Annotated in this window: 11 protein-coding genes and 1 tRNA gene; 7 read left to right on the plus strand and 5 right to left on the minus strand. The window is 59.5% G+C overall.

Annotation, left to right across the window (positions count from 1 at the left end; genetic code table 11):
- Window positions 1-5: 5 nt before the first annotated feature.
- From HMPREF2708_RS01505 to HMPREF2708_RS01525, 5 genes are all read left to right on the plus strand, one after another.
- Window positions 6-1,355 (plus strand): lipopolysaccharide biosynthesis protein, encoded by a 1,350-nt coding sequence (locus HMPREF2708_RS01505; RefSeq protein ID WP_070831362.1) that lies wholly within the window; start codon window positions 6-8, stop codon window positions 1,353-1,355.
- Window positions 1,356-1,431: 76 nt separating this feature from the next.
- The gene (locus HMPREF2708_RS01510; protein ID WP_070831365.1) at window positions 1,432-2,253 is read left to right on the plus strand and encodes a glycosyltransferase; all 822 of its coding nucleotides are present in this window, start codon (window positions 1,432-1,434) and stop codon (window positions 2,251-2,253) included.
- 23 nt (window positions 2,254-2,276) lie between these two features.
- The gene (locus tag HMPREF2708_RS01515; RefSeq protein ID WP_048732520.1) at window positions 2,277-2,969 is read left to right on the plus strand and encodes a glycosyltransferase family 2 protein; all 693 of its coding nucleotides are present in this window, start codon (window positions 2,277-2,279) and stop codon (window positions 2,967-2,969) included.
- The gene (locus tag HMPREF2708_RS01520) at window positions 2,966-3,388 is read left to right on the plus strand and encodes a DUF2304 domain-containing protein (protein ID WP_049192968.1); all 423 of its coding nucleotides are present in this window, start codon (window positions 2,966-2,968) and stop codon (window positions 3,386-3,388) included. Before HMPREF2708_RS01515 ends, HMPREF2708_RS01520 begins: the two co-directional genes overlap by 4 nt.
- Window positions 3,389-3,437: 49 nt before the next feature.
- The gene (locus HMPREF2708_RS01525; protein WP_070831368.1) at window positions 3,438-4,433 is read left to right on the plus strand and encodes a DsbA family protein; all 996 of its coding nucleotides are present in this window, start codon (window positions 3,438-3,440) and stop codon (window positions 4,431-4,433) included.
- 62 nt (window positions 4,434-4,495) lie between these two features.
- Here HMPREF2708_RS01525 and HMPREF2708_RS01530 read toward each other — a convergent pair whose 3' ends face one another.
- Together HMPREF2708_RS01530 and HMPREF2708_RS01535 are read right to left on the minus strand one after the other, a co-directional pair.
- The gene (locus HMPREF2708_RS01530) at window positions 4,496-5,461 is read right to left on the minus strand and encodes a GDP-mannose 4,6-dehydratase (RefSeq protein WP_070831470.1); all 966 of its coding nucleotides are present in this window, start codon (window positions 5,459-5,461) and stop codon (window positions 4,496-4,498) included.
- Window positions 5,462-5,590: 129 nt separating this feature from the next.
- A complete protein-coding gene (locus HMPREF2708_RS01535; protein WP_070831371.1) occupies window positions 5,591-6,880 on the minus strand; it encodes an MFS transporter in 1,290 nt (429 codons plus the stop codon).
- Window positions 6,881-7,693: 813 nt separating this feature from the next.
- Between HMPREF2708_RS01535 and HMPREF2708_RS01540 the strand changes: the two genes are divergently transcribed.
- On the plus strand, window positions 7,694-9,037 hold the full coding sequence (locus tag HMPREF2708_RS01540) for an MFS transporter (RefSeq protein ID WP_049192966.1): 1,344 nt from the start codon (window positions 7,694-7,696) through the stop codon (window positions 9,035-9,037).
- 216 nt (window positions 9,038-9,253) lie between these two features.
- Complete coding sequence (locus HMPREF2708_RS01545; RefSeq protein WP_070831374.1) at window positions 9,254-11,305, plus strand: acyl-CoA dehydrogenase family protein; 2,052 nt, start codon at window positions 9,254-9,256, stop codon at window positions 11,303-11,305.
- Between the two features lie 93 nt (window positions 11,306-11,398).
- Here the strand turns inward: HMPREF2708_RS01545 and HMPREF2708_RS01550 are convergent, their stop codons facing one another.
- The 3 genes from HMPREF2708_RS01550 to HMPREF2708_RS01560 form a co-directional block, all read right to left on the minus strand.
- Window positions 11,399-12,370 (minus strand): N-acetylmuramoyl-L-alanine amidase, encoded by a 972-nt coding sequence (locus tag HMPREF2708_RS01550; protein ID WP_070831378.1) that lies wholly within the window; start codon window positions 12,368-12,370, stop codon window positions 11,399-11,401.
- Window positions 12,371-12,582: 212 nt separating this feature from the next.
- Window positions 12,583-12,655: transfer RNA gene (locus HMPREF2708_RS01555), tRNA-Thr, on the minus strand.
- A 134-nt stretch (window positions 12,656-12,789) separates the two neighbouring features.
- Window positions 12,790-14,145 (minus strand): DNA polymerase III subunit delta', encoded by a 1,356-nt coding sequence (locus HMPREF2708_RS01560; protein ID WP_070831381.1) that lies wholly within the window; start codon window positions 14,143-14,145, stop codon window positions 12,790-12,792.
- Between the last annotated feature and the right edge of the window lie 16 nt (window positions 14,146-14,161).

Below are 14,161 nucleotides of genomic sequence, written 5' to 3' on the forward strand. Positions count from 1 at the left end.
CGTCAATGTCCGGTTTCAAATGGTTGTCGCTGGCCACGATTGTCGCGGCGATAGGCAGCTTCGCGGTACTGATTATTTCGGCCCGCGCACTTCCCAATGCAGTAAATCTGCAGTTTGTGGCGTTCTGGGGGCTTTTCTTCGCACTCACGGGTGTTCTCGGCGGGCTGATGCAGGAGACCACGCGCGCAATCGGTGCTGCGGAATCACGGGAGCGGAAGCAAGATCAGGGGCGGGAGCGGGAAGCCTCGGAAGCGGGTCAAACTCTCGGCGCTCGCCCCATCACAGTTTCCCTGTGCGTCGCCGCAGTTACTTTCATCACCATGGCAGTGACGGGTCCGCTGTGGGCCCCACTGGTCGTGCAGGATGATGCCGGCACTGCAATTCTGCTCATGGCCTGTGGCCTTGCTCTGTACTCCATGCAGGCCACCACCTCGGGTCTGCTCAGCGGCCGCCAGCTGTGGGGCCCCTACGCCGCCCTAATCATGATCGACATTCTCGTGCGCGTAGCACTGGCACTCGTCGCCTGGTACTTCGGCTGGGGTCTGCTGGCCTGGCTGATTATTACGGTGTTCGGGACAGTCAGTTGGCTTATTCTCGCGCTGTTTTCCTCGGCAACCCGCTCAGTCATGTTCGCGCGTGCCGACGTCCCGGTGCGCCGCTTCATCACTCTCATGGTCACGGCCATGGGCGCATCTGGCGCATCTGCTGTGCTGGTCACAGGTTTTCCGACAATCGTCAAGATTGCCGGCGAAGCGGTCACCACTGGCGCCGGGATAGCCGAGTCACTTTCCCCGCCGCATGCCAACAACTTCACCGCAGCAGTGACCATTGCGGGAATCGCCTACGCCGTAACGCTGACCCGCGCTCCGCTGCTCATGCCCTTGGAGAAGTTCCAAAACGCCATCATTGTGAGCTTTGTCCGGCACCGCTCCGAGGGCGTGCTGGCAGCGCTGGCCAAGCCGTTGGGGGCGCTGGCTGCTTTCGGCACCTTCGGGGCGGGCCTGGCATGGCTCATCGGCCCGTGGATCATGACTCTCATCCTGGACGATAGCTATCACGTGTCCGGGCCGGTGCTCGCGGCGCTGACGCTCGGTGCGACGCTGACCGCCATGTTGATGATTACCGGCTCGGTCACCTTGGCAGTGGAAAAGCACCATATGTATCTGATCGGTTGGTTGGCTGCGACCACGATCGCCGTTGCCATTCTTTTCCTCCCTGGGCACCTGTCGGTACGCACGGTCGCGGCTATCACCGTAGGCTCTGCAGTAGGTGTTGCCATTCACCTGCTTGCGCTGCGCGCACTTTCCCCACGTGCTGCCAGGTCAGCCGTATCGGAGGCTTTTGCGGTGGAATAACACCACCCGCATCCGATGCCCCCCCAAAAAAAGCACCGTCCTTATCCCCCTGTAACTCCCAAGGCTCGAGACTCACATGTCCACCATCACTAACCTCACGGTTCTCATGACCGTCTACCACCGCGTCGTCCCCGACCAGCTCGATGCTGCGCTGCAGTCGCTGTGGAACCAAACGCGTCCGGCTGCGCACGTCATTGTGGTCATCGATGGCCCGATTGGGCAGGAACTCGACCGGGTCGTCGTCAAGCATGAACAGGCGCATTCGGAGATGACAGTGCTGCGGTGTGCGGAAAATGGTGGCTCGGGAGTGGCTTCGCAGGCGGGTCTTCAGCTGGTGGAAACACCATGGATGGCGCGGCTGGATGCGGACGATATTGCGCGTGCGGACCGATTTGAAAAGCAGTGGGACGCGCTGACCGCTGACCCGGAGTTGGATGTATTGGGCAGTGCAATGGCGGAGTTCGAGGGCACGCCGAACAATGTGGTACGCGTGCGGACTCTGCCGCAGACTCACGCCGAAATTGCGCGTTATATCAAGATCAATTCGCCTGTAAATAACCCCTCCTCGATGCTGCGCACGGCGAAGGTGCGTGAGGTCGGCGGGTATCGCGACATCCGTCTGATGGAGGACTATGACCTCTGGGTGCGCCTCATGGCCGCCGGCGCGAAGTTTGAGAATCTGCCCGAGCCGCTGGTGTACTTCCGCGCCGACGGCATGTTCGAGCGACGAACCTCGCGCGGCATCATCCGCGGTGAACGCCAGCTCCAGCGCACGCTGGTAGCTGAGGGACTGATTTCCCGGCCGCGGGCGGTGTTTAACTTGGCGGTGCGGACACTTTTCCGACTTTTGCCAACTCAGCTCATGTCACGCGCATATCGACGATTGTTTGTGCGGTAGGCTTCGGAGCGATGACTGACAACATGGATTTCTCGGACACCTGGCTGATTGTGCCGTGCTACAACGAGGGCCAGGTTATTCGTGAGGTTCTCGAGCACGCTCGCGAGACCTTCCCCAACATTGTCGCGGTCAACGACGGCTCTTCGGATAACTCCAGCCTGGAGATCCACAGGGCTGGCGCTCACCTGGTCAACCACCCTGTCAATTTGGGTCAAGGGGCGGCTATCCAGACCGGCGTGGAATACGCTCGCGCGCAGGCTGGCTCGAAGTACTTTGTCACCTTCGACGCCGATGGCCAGCACCAGGTCAAGGACGTCGTCGCTATGGTGCAGCGACTGCGCACCGAACCAATCGACATCATTGTGGGAACCCGTTTCGGCCGCCCTCGCGCCGAGGATGACCAGGTGCCGCTGATTAAGCGAATTGTCCTCAAGACGGTGGTCATGTTGTCACCACGCACGCGCCGACTCGGGCTTACCGACGCCCACAACGGCCTGCGCGCCTTCAACCGCACGGTGGCAGAGCAACTGAACCTACGCATGAACGGCATGAGCCATGCCTCCGAATTTGTCGAGGTCATGGACAACAGAGGCTGGCGTACCGCTGAGCAGCCGGTGGATATCCTCTACACGGAATACTCCATGTCCAAAGGACAATCCTTGTTCAACGGTGTCAATATCCTTGCCGACTCCCTGATTTCGAAGAGGCTGCCATGACCGCATCCATCGTTCAAATTATTTTGCTGCTGGCGATGGTGGGCCTGGTCGCTTACTTCGTCGCTAACCGTCGTAAAGCGCGCGCCAAGGCGGGTGTGAAACTGGGATTCGTCGTTTTCGTCATCGCGTGTCTGTGGGCAATCGTGCGTCCCGACGATCTGACCGTGGTGGCCAACTGGATTGGTGTGACCCGGGGCACCGATTTGCTGCTCTACGTACTGGTGTTGGCGTTCGTGTTTACCACGGTGTCGTCCTACATTCGCTTCCGCGAACAGGAGCTGCGCTACGCACGACTGGCTCGTGCAGTGGCCTTGAAGACCGCTGTGCGTCCGGAAGAAGAAATTGTGATTTCGGGCAGCCAGAACAACAGCCAAAAAGACAGCGCGACAAACGTCGAGAACAACGCTCCGTCCGACTAATCGGCACGCTAAGCGCATGTGAATCTGAGGCTGTGGTTCCATAGAAGCCATGAGCGAAGAAAATAAGGACAACATCGCCGCTGACCATAGCGGCGATTCGCAGCAGCCCTCGGCCGATGAAGCACGTCAGGAGACACTGCAGGAACCCCAGCAGGCTTCTCAGCCGGTACCCACTGAGCAGGACTTGGAGTCCTGGTCTGCCGACAGTGATGGAAAAACCAAGTCGTGGTACTCGATTCCGAACGCCGCATGGGCGCTAGCTGTCGTCGCATTGATCGTTGCCGGCGCAGCGGGCTTCTTCGCTGGCTCGCGTTCGGCTAGCTTCAACGGCGTGAGCACCGTCAACATGGCGGGCGTTGCACCAGGCAAGGGGGAAATTGCGCCTGTACCTGGCCCGAATGGCTCTTTCGACGCCAGCATCTACGGCCCAAAGGCGGGAGCGCAGCTGAAGTCCCCGGAGGATATGGACAATGTCCACCGCCGCAATGAAAATGATCCTTTTGCTCTCGGTGCAGTGGATGCGCCGGTCGTAATCTCAATCTACTCGGACTTCGAATGCCCGTTCTGCGCGAAGTTCGCAAACGAAACCGAGTCTGCCCTCGTGGAAAAGTACGTCAATGAGGGACTGGTCCGCCTGGAGTGGAACGATATGGCCATCAATGGTGAGAAGGCCATCAAGGACGCTGAGGCCGGCCGTGCCGCGGCAGCTCAGGGCAAGTTCTGGGAGTTCTCCCGTGCGCTGTTTAAGAAGGCCGGCGAAAAGGGCCAGGGCCACCCGGAGTTCACTGAAAAGGAACTGATTGCCGTCGCTCGCGAGGCCGGTGTGCCGGACATGAAGCGCTTTGAAAAGGAGCTTAAGGACGGCAAGTGGACCGAGGCGGTCGAGAATGCCACCCAGTTCGGTTCCATGCTGGGCATTTCCGGTACTCCGGGCTTCCTCGTTGGTACTCAGTTCGTCTCGGGCGCACAGCCTCTCGACGTGTTCGAGGACAATATCGAGCTGGCTCTCATCCACGCTAAGCGCATGGAAGAAGCTGGCAAGTAAGCTGCGCTGACTCACGGCTAACTTACGCGGACGACTGCGCGAAGCCGACCGCGTAAGCTGCGCTAGCCCTGATTCCGGAAGTACTCCACAGTACGAGCAACACCTTCCTGAATACTCATAGCTGGCTCCCAGCCGAGTACCTCACGCGCCCGCGTGGGATCCAACGCCGACCGCGCCACATCACCAGTGCGCGGCGGTGCAAACTCCGGATTATCCTCGGCATCCGCAGCCTGCGCCACCAACGAGTGCAGCTGCCGATCCGAGGTTTCTACACCGGTGCCAATATTAAAGCGCATTCCACCACCGACCTCGCCGGATGCGCGGTAGAAAGCATCCACCACATCGTCGACATAGACATAGTCGCGGGTATTTCCTCCGTCACCGAATACCTTGGTCGGCTCTCCCACCAGCAGTCGCTGAGCGAAAATAGCCACCACACCGGCCTCGCCGTGTGGATCCTGCCGCGGGCCGTACACATTCGCCGGCGCGATGTGCGAGCATTCGAGCCCGTAAAGATTACGGAACATATTCAAGTACAGTTCGCCCGTCGCCTTTGAGGCGGCATAGGGGCTCAGCGGATTGACCGGCACGTTCTCCGACACCGGAAGCTCCTCCGGCGTGCCGTAGATGGAACCGCCCGAAGATGTAAACACAACCTTGCGAACACCGTGCTTTCGGGCCGCATCGGCAAGTTTGATTGTGCCAATGATGTTCAGCGTCGCATCCCGCACCGGGTCGGCCACGGAAATCCGCACATCAATCTGCGCTGCGAGGTGAAAAATGACTTCCGGACGGCTACGCTCGAGCAGCTCGTCCCAGTCCACCTCCAGCACATCGGCGGCTACGAACTCAAAGTCGTCGTTAAGCGATGCCTGCTGGAGGTTTTCCAGCTTTCCGTGGGAGAGATCGTCCAGCGCCGTGACCGCATACCCTTCAGCCAGTAGCCGGTCAACCAGCGTCGAACCGATAAATCCCGCACCACCCGTCACCAGCGCGCGTGGTTTCGCGCTTGCCGACGATTCTGTCATCGCGGTGGCCGGTGATTCGTTCTTGTGCTTCTCCATAGGAAGAACTATAGGCGCTTAGTAAGGAAAACCGCTTATACGTGTGCCAACCTCACATTGACGGGGTTGATTAGTCTTCCGAGGAATGCGAGATTACTCAGCGCGCTGTGGCAGGTTGACAGTGGAATTGAAGAGAATAACCAAGCCCATCAAGATGGCGATGACCATACCGCCACCGAGCATGACCGGGTAGGTCATCCAGGAGATGGACTCGGAGAGCTTGGTCAGAATTGCCGGGAATGCGAAGCCGATGTAAGTCAGGCAGTAGAAGATACCGGTCAGACCAGCCATATCGCGTGGGCCAGCGATGCGCTGTACCTCGTTGAGGCCGGTAAACATGGACAGACCGTAGCCGGCGCCCAACACCAGCGCTGCAATGAACGCCGTCACTGCGGTGGGGTTGGTGGACATCCAGGTGGCCAAGCCCATACCGATAATCACGATACCGATGGCAATCAGCGAGCCACGCGCGTTGTAATCAGTCACAAAGCGGGGACCAATCTGCTGGATGCCGAAGCCACAGAGCAGTGCGAACAGCGTGACTATCGCGGAGTAGAACACTGGCTGAGAGACATGTTCCTGCAGCAGTGACGGAATGATTGCATAGGCAACACCGGCTGCACCAAAGACCCACGGTGCGCCCATTGCAGCAACGAGCAGAAAGCGACGGTTAGTTACCGATGGGGTACGCAGGGACTCCCAGAGGGTCTCGCGCGGAGCATTACTGCCGCCCAGGTGCGGCGACTGGCGGGTCTCCGGCACAGCCAACAGACCGAAGATTGTCGGGATAGAAATCAGGATGTGGATGATATAAGCCAGCTGCCCGGGCAGCGGTGCGAACTGCGCCAGCGTGCCGGCAATTCCCGCACCCAGACCAAAGCCCAAGGTCAGTGCCATGGACTGACGCTTCGCTCCCGAGGTGGACTTGGCCTTGGGGTCAAAGCGCGGATCGGAGAGTTCCTTTACCCACGAGCCGCCCACGGCCATGACAATGCCGACCGCTAGGCCTGAGATGAAGCGACCGGTGAGGATGAGCGGGGCGGTAGTCTCGCCCAACGCGATAAGAGTCGACCCCAAAATCGAGAGCACCGGCGCGGCGAGCATCACCGGCTTACGGCCGATACGGTCCGAGATTGGGCCAGAAATCAGCAGTGCCGGCGCGATGCCGAGGGCGTAGACCAGCAATAGAAGGTCAATGAACACCGGCGCCAGGTCGGCATTTTCGCGGTACATCACCATCAGCGGCGTGAATTCGTTGCCACCCCACGCGACGGCGAAAACTGCAATTGCGGCGAGCAACCACATCGGCGTGCCCTTATTGGCTTCGGCCCTACCGTGAGGTACCTCATTTTCATTGCCGTTAGTTCCTGCGTGCGAAGACATGTCGCTTACATTACGACGGCTCCCCTGCGCGTTACGCCCAATGGTGGAAATTTAAGCCACCGGGGCTAACCACAAGAGGTGAGCCCAGGTAGCTGAGCAAGCGGGGCGGAGCAACTGAGTCGGCTAGTGGGCCGGCGTGCCCAGTTTTGACACTTCGGGTTGTTTTCGGCACATCGACACATGTGCCCCTGAAACCTGGGGCTTACACCCCCGTCTCGGGGTGGCATATTACCGACCCCAACCCCCTGCCCCATCCAGGGGCAATGCCCTTTTCGACACTACATCGTTATCGCCCCGTTATTTCCGTCATATCTTGCGTCACTTTTGCCACAATATTCACATCATTTCTGATTATATAATTACAAATCAATCCAGTATGGGGGTAGCAGAACTGCCATAAAACGCAGATTTCCCCTATTTACAACAACCACACATGCAAACGGTCGCCAGACTCCATGAATTAGGCCAGAAACGGCCCGTCGCCAAGCTATGCCCTTTCCATATCCTTCACATACCCCCGCTTCCACCCTTTCCGGACACAAAAATAGAGAAATCGATCACAAACAAAGGACATCTACCGCTATTCACCAACCCCCCACTACCCCCGCCGTTCACTTTTGACCATCACGAAATGAAGTTCAAACGCTGGGCGCTACCGGTCAGGCTGTGTAAGAATTCGACACCGTCAAACATTCTGTCCTTTCCCCAAACGCTGGCTGAGAAAAACCTGGGGCGATTTCTGCGAGACCGCCGAGATCCCCAAGGTCCTCGATTGGCCGTGCGGACGGGTATGTAAAGAAAGTCTTGTTATTTATGACTACTTCGATCATCGCGACTGATCCCAAGCAGCGCCGCCAGGTGCTCACGGGAACTCTCGTGGGTACGACCATCGAGTTTTATGACTTCCTGATTTACGCTCAGGCCGCAGCTATCGTGCTCGCTCCGCACTTCATCGAGCCGGCTGCACAGTCGAACCCACAGGTCGCTCAGGTGCTCGCCTGGGCAACCCTGGGTATTTCCTTCCTCTTCCGCCCACTTGGCGCTATTGTTGCTGGCCATATCGGTGACCGTTACGGCCGCAAGATGATTCTGGTCTTCACCCTCATCGGCATGGGTGCGGCTACTTTCTGCATCGGCCTGCTACCGACCTATGAATCAATCGGCATCGCCGCACCTATCCTGCTGGTTCTCCTCCGAGTTTTCCAGGGTATTTCCGCTGGCGGTGAATGGGGCGGTGCAGCCCTGATGTCCGTGGAGTACGCACCGAAGGAAAAGCGCGGTCTCTACGGCGCATTCCCGCAGGCCGGTGTTCCGCTGGGTCTGACCCTCGCGACCGGCACCATGCTGATTGTTATGGCAATCGTCGGCGAGGAAGCCTACATGGACTGGGGCTGGCGTGTGCCGTTCCTGCTGTCCTTCATCTTGGTTCTGATCGGTTACATGATTCGCCGTTCCGTTGACGAGTCCCCGGTCTTCCAGGCTATGCAGACTGAGTCTGCCGAGCGTTCCGCTCCGCTGCCGGAGCTCTTCCGCAACCACTGGGGCAAGGTCATCCAGGGTGCTCTGATCTTCGCTGCTCAGCAGGCTACCGGTTACCTCGTGATCGCATTCTTCGGCGCTTACGCACAGAAGACACTGGGCTACCCCGCAACCGTCGCATGGACCGGTACTCTCGTCGCTGGTATTTGCTGGACCATCTTCATGTTCATCGCCGGTGCTTGGTCCGACCGCATCGGCCGCGCTAAGACCTTCATCATCGGCTACGTCGTGATTATGATTTGGGAGGCCGTCATGTGGAGCATCCTGGACCAGGGTCCGTTCCTGTACATCATGACCGTCGCAGTTCTCACCCTGCCACTGGCCCTGACCTTCGGCCCGCAGCCAGCCATGTACTCCGAGATGTTCCCGGCTGAGGTCCGCTACTCCGGCGCTTCCATCGCTTACGCCATCGGCGCCGTCCTCGGTGGCGCATTCGCTCCGATGATTGCCCAGATGATCATGGACGCCACCGGCAACCCGTTCTACATCTCCGTCTACCTGATGGCCATGGCTATCCCGGCACTGATTGCCCTGTTCCTGCTGCCGAAGGGTCTCGAAGACCGAGACCTGATCGAGCACCCGGAAACTAACCTCGACGAAGTTAAGTCGCGCGTCTAGTTCCCACCGCTAAGGGCTCTGCCCCCACCGAGGGTCTGATTACGCAAGCTGTCGTTAAGCACTGCACAACGCAGCATTTGCTTGACGACGGCTTTTGCGTTTCCACCTTCTTTTTCTCCCGGTAACCCGTTTTCTCTTTCCTCGGTCCCGATTTCCTCATGAGTTTCTCAGTCGAAAGCGACTGACAAGCCCCAGATATCCCATTAACGTTGGGTTATGGCACAGAATTCTTCCAGCTCCACGCGAATCCCCCGCCGTCGCTCGACCGACGCCCCGAAGACACTCCCCTCTCGTCCTGAACCGGAAGTGGCACGCGCACTGCAAAAGGTCCTGGACGGCTATTTCCCCGAGGCGCGCGCTGATGTCCGCGCCCTTTTAGAAGACCCCACCCTGCGGCCCACCTCTGGGCTGACCGTGGAGGAGGCCAGGCAGCACACCACCGAGGCGTTGTCCAAGGTGCTTAAGACCGGCATGCCCTATGGTGCTTTCCGCACTGACCAGGGAGGCACAGGAGATACCGGCGGGACACTCTCTGGGATTGAAATGCTCGGCCACACCGACTTGTCGTTGATGGTGAAGTCCGGAGTGCAGTGGGGCCTTTTCGGCGGCGCTGTCAGCAATCTGGGGACTGCGCGTCACGGCGAGTTGGTGCGTGACCTCATTGAGCTGCGGGCTCTCGGCTGCTTTGCGATGACCGAACGCGGCCACGGCTCGGACGTGCAATCACTCGAAACCACGGCACATTACGACCCCGAGACGGAAGAATTCATCCTCAATTCGCCGACAGCTTCCTCTGAGAAATGGTTTTTGGGCAACGCCGCGCGCGATGGGCGCTGGGCTGCGGTTTTTTGCCAGCTCTACACACCAGGGCAGGAAGAATCCCATGGTGTGCACTGCATTGTTGCCCGGATCCGCAATGATGACGGTTCGCCTGTCGACGGGGTTGCGATTGGCGACCACGGCACCAAGGGTGGCCTCTTGGGCGTGGACAACGGCACTCTCATGTTCGACCATTACCGCGTGCCGCGGGAGAACCTGCTTAACCGCTTTGCAGATGTGTCAGCTGCTGGCGAGTACACCAGCGATATTGACAGCCCCAATGCACGGTTTTTCACGATGCTCGGTGCTCTCGTGCGCGGCCGCGTGACAGTCGGTGCGGCCGCTGGTGCGGCAACCCGCACCGCACTGACCATCGGCACCAAGTATGCCCACTTGCGGCGCCAATTTGCTCCCGACGATTCGCTGCCGGAAAAGAAGCTCATTGAGCACCGCCAGCACCGAATCCGGCTGCTCCCCCGCGTTGCTCGTTCGTACGGTCTGCAATTTGCCACCAATCTGCTGATCAAGCGGATTCACGACCTCGAAGCGGAAGGGCTAGATCGCGCGAATCTAACCCCGGAGCAGGCTCGCGATCTGCGTGAAGCGGAGGCGCATGCTGCCGCATTGAAGGTCGCGAACACCGCGCATGCCACCGATGCCATCCAGGAGATGCGTGAGGCCACCGGTGGAGCTGGCTACATGGCAGAGAACCTGTTGACCATTCTCAAAGAGGACTCCGACGTATTCACTACCTTTGAGGGCGACAACGTGGTGATGTTGCAGCTGGTCACCAAGGAACTCTTAGGTGGTTTTGCCCGGGAGGTACAGAGTTTTTCCAACCTGGAAATGGTGCGCTTCGGCCTCGACAATTTCAGTGGCATTTTGCGCCGTCGCACTGGTGCGGACGCCGTCGTTCAGAACCTCTTGGATGCGCTGACTGACGCTGATGAATCCTCGCTCTTTGACCCCGCCAGCCAGATGCAACTGCTCATCGAGCGCGAGAATCGACTTCTCAAGTCCCTTGCTCGCAGGCTGCGCCCGGCGCGGAAACTGCCTGTGGAAGAGGCCGCGAAGCTGGTGGACAAGGTCCAGGACCACATGATTTCCTGCGCGTGGGCGCATATCGATCGCATGATTTTGGAAGCGTTCTTTGAAGCTGAATCCACACTCACAGATGAGCGCTCTCAAGAAGTGCTCGAGCAGGTTCGCGATGTGTTCTTCCTGTCGGTGGTCTGCGATAACGCCGGCTGGTTCTTGGAGCAGTCACTGCTCACCGGTACTCGCACCAAGGGCGCGCGGGCGGGCTTGGCCGATCTTGTTGATTCCCTTGGCCCCTGGTCTGAGGTGCTTGTCGACGCCTTTGGCACCCCCAGCACGATGCTGGATATCCCAATGATGGAGCCTTACGACGCGATGACACCGAAAGCTAAGGCAACCCCGGCTAGTTAGCGGGTTGGCCGGTTGGCCGCTGTGGTGGACACTGTGGTGGCTGCTGTGGCGGTGACTGGTGTGAGGTAGCTACGGTCTGGATGCGCAGGTTGGCTACTGCGCCAAGAATCCTTCCAACCCAGCCACAGTGGCCTCTGCCAAGCGCTGACGGCCTTCGTTGGAGTTTAAGAGGGCAATGTCGCTGCTATCGCGCATGTTGCCGTATTCGACCAGTGCCTTTGGCTTCGTCGATAGGTTGAGTCCGGTGAGGTCAGCGCGCGGATTCAGCCCCTGGCTACCGAGGTAGTTGGATGGAGCAAAACCGGCTGCGACAAAAGCATCGCGCAGCGCGGTTGCCAGCGCGGTAGATCCCTGCTCGTCATTATTGGCGAGCGGCTGAGAGATTGCAGACACATGGAATCCGCGGTTGCCCTCTCCAGCACCATCTGCGTGAAGGCTCACCACGGCATCGGCGTTGGAGGCATTTTCCTTCTCTGCACGGGCATCGATGCAATCTGCACGACCGGTGTCATCGACGCGGCTGAGTAGCACCTGAGCACCGCGCTGTTCGAGCAGCTGCTTGATTTCCTGCGCCATCAGCCAGTTGAACTCGTGCTCTGGGAAGCCGTCGTTGGAAGCGGTACCGGAGGTATTACATGGCTTCTGGCCACCGCGGCCGTCAGTGACCATCATGTCCGCTGGTGGTGGGGTGCCGGCGTGTCCCGGGTCGAGGTAGATGACCTTGCCGGCTACAGCGCTGGAGCCGTCGGCACGCGTAGTAGCGCGATTAGCTTGCTGTTGTTGTGCATCGCCCGGAGCGACTGCGTCGGGGTTAGCAGAATCAGGCATTGCAGACTCCTCATTCGGCGGAGTGGGGTTCGGCATCTGCATGGCCTCTTCTTCAGCTGCCAACGACGTTTGCGTTTCTGTCGACGCAGCTTGCTGAGCGCTTCCTGCTTTGGAAGCCTCCGTGTCGATGGTGCAAGCTACAAGACCGGCTGGCAAAATTGCCGCAGCCACCAAAGCCACAGCTAGTCGTCTTGCTGATCGCTGCACTGCTAGTCCCTGGTGTCCGGGCTGCCGCATAGTGCGTTCTCCTAGTTTCCGCGTACCTGCTATGTGCTGAGTAACAGTAGCAAACACTCGATTGAGAGTCGCCGGCTCCGAGATTTCCTCCCCCGTTCGTCTCGGAGAATCACCGCAGTCCTCGGCCTGCCGCTGGATTTGCTCTACTCATGTTTGATCGTTCCAAAAAATAAAAAAACGGGACCCCTTTAAAAGGATCCCGTTTCACACCGAGCCGCCTGCGAGAATCGAACTCGCGACCTTCTCATTACGAGTGAGACGCTCTACCGACTGAGCTAAGGCGGCACGCACATTGCGCCGAGCTTTCAAGCAAGCAGAAATAACCCTGCACAAAATGTACAAGCGGTAATACTACTGCACTGCCCCCATCGCTACCAAAATGGGGCCTACAGGCCGCTAAATTGGGAGCTTCTCCCGGATTACCTGCGGCCAACCTGCCCTGCAATCTGCAATTTAGCCATCAATTCATCCATCAAGACCGTCAACTTCACCGCAGTCACGAGCATGCCGCGCACCTCGGTGACAGCATCAATGGAGGCCAATATCGCCTCTGGCGGAAGGCGTCGGGCTAGCTCCGTGGCTGTCCGACGACGGTCTGGATTTATGAGGTAGACGGAGCCATCCCCAAACTCGGAATCAGCGCCAGAAGCCGGCCCAGAACGTTCCGCCCCAAACGCCAGCACCAGGGCGTCACGGTAAAGCCCCATAATGTCGGTCAACGACAGGTCGATCAGATCTGACTCCGCGCGCCTGCGCCGCCGCTTCTGATTTTCCTCCAGCTCCTTGATAACCCCCTTAGAGCCGCGCAGTGCCGCCTGCGCACCCTTGCCGGACGCACCTACGCCCAGTGAGCGCTCGAGGTTCTCCAGCTCCTCAGCCTCTAGTGGCTCCATCCGCCGCTTGACCTCGCCTGCTACTTCGTTGGCCAGCTCACGCGCCGCCACGTACGACTTCGCCGGATCGAACACGGCCTCCACGAAATCCAGGGCCTTACCCCGCCAAGCACGCGAGCCCTCATCGGAGACAAAGCCACGCGCACGCCCAATGTGACCATTGGACACCGTCGCGGCCCAGACCGCTTGCTCGTCGGTAAGCTCTGGCCGCTCGGCGCGCAGGAGGTTTGTGACGTCGTCGATATGCGGCGTCGGCACATAGACATGGCGGCAGCGCGAACGGAGCGTAACGGAGAAATCCTCCGCGTTCGTCGTTGGTGCGCACATTATGATGACGGTGCGCAGAGGCGGCTCTTCCACCACCTTGAGCAGCGCATTTGAGGCGGATTCGTTGAGCCGGTCGGCGTCTTCGATGATCAGCACGCGGCAATCCGCCGTCGTGGGCATCTTGTAAGCCCAGGGCCGCAGCTCGTCCCTCACCGTCGCCACCGAGATAATAGTGCCCTCCGGGCGCACGATTTTGATGTCGCCATGCGTTCCTGCCAGCGCCGTCCGGCAGCCCTCGCACTCGCCGCATCCGGGGTTGTCATGCCTCGTGCACAGCAGTGCCGCCGCAAACGCCGTCGCCGTCACCGACCGCCCCGACCCCGCAGGGCCAGTGAACAGCCAGGCGTGCGTCATGTCCGAGTCACGTGGCACATCGCTTAACGACGACCCCGCGTCCCCACCTTCCGGCGAAACCTCCGCCCCATCGCCTGCCAGCGGTTGACCATTGGCAAAGCGATAATGCGCAGCGCGCACAGCAGCCTGCAGCCGCTGGCGAACCCCACCGGTTTCGGGCATACGAGAAAACACGCTGCGCTCTGTCATGGGCTCTGTCATGGCCACAACTCTAGCG

Source organism: Corynebacterium sp. HMSC073H12 (assembly GCF_001837775.1).
Classification (GTDB): domain Bacteria; phylum Actinomycetota; class Actinomycetes; order Mycobacteriales; family Mycobacteriaceae; genus Corynebacterium; species Corynebacterium amycolatum.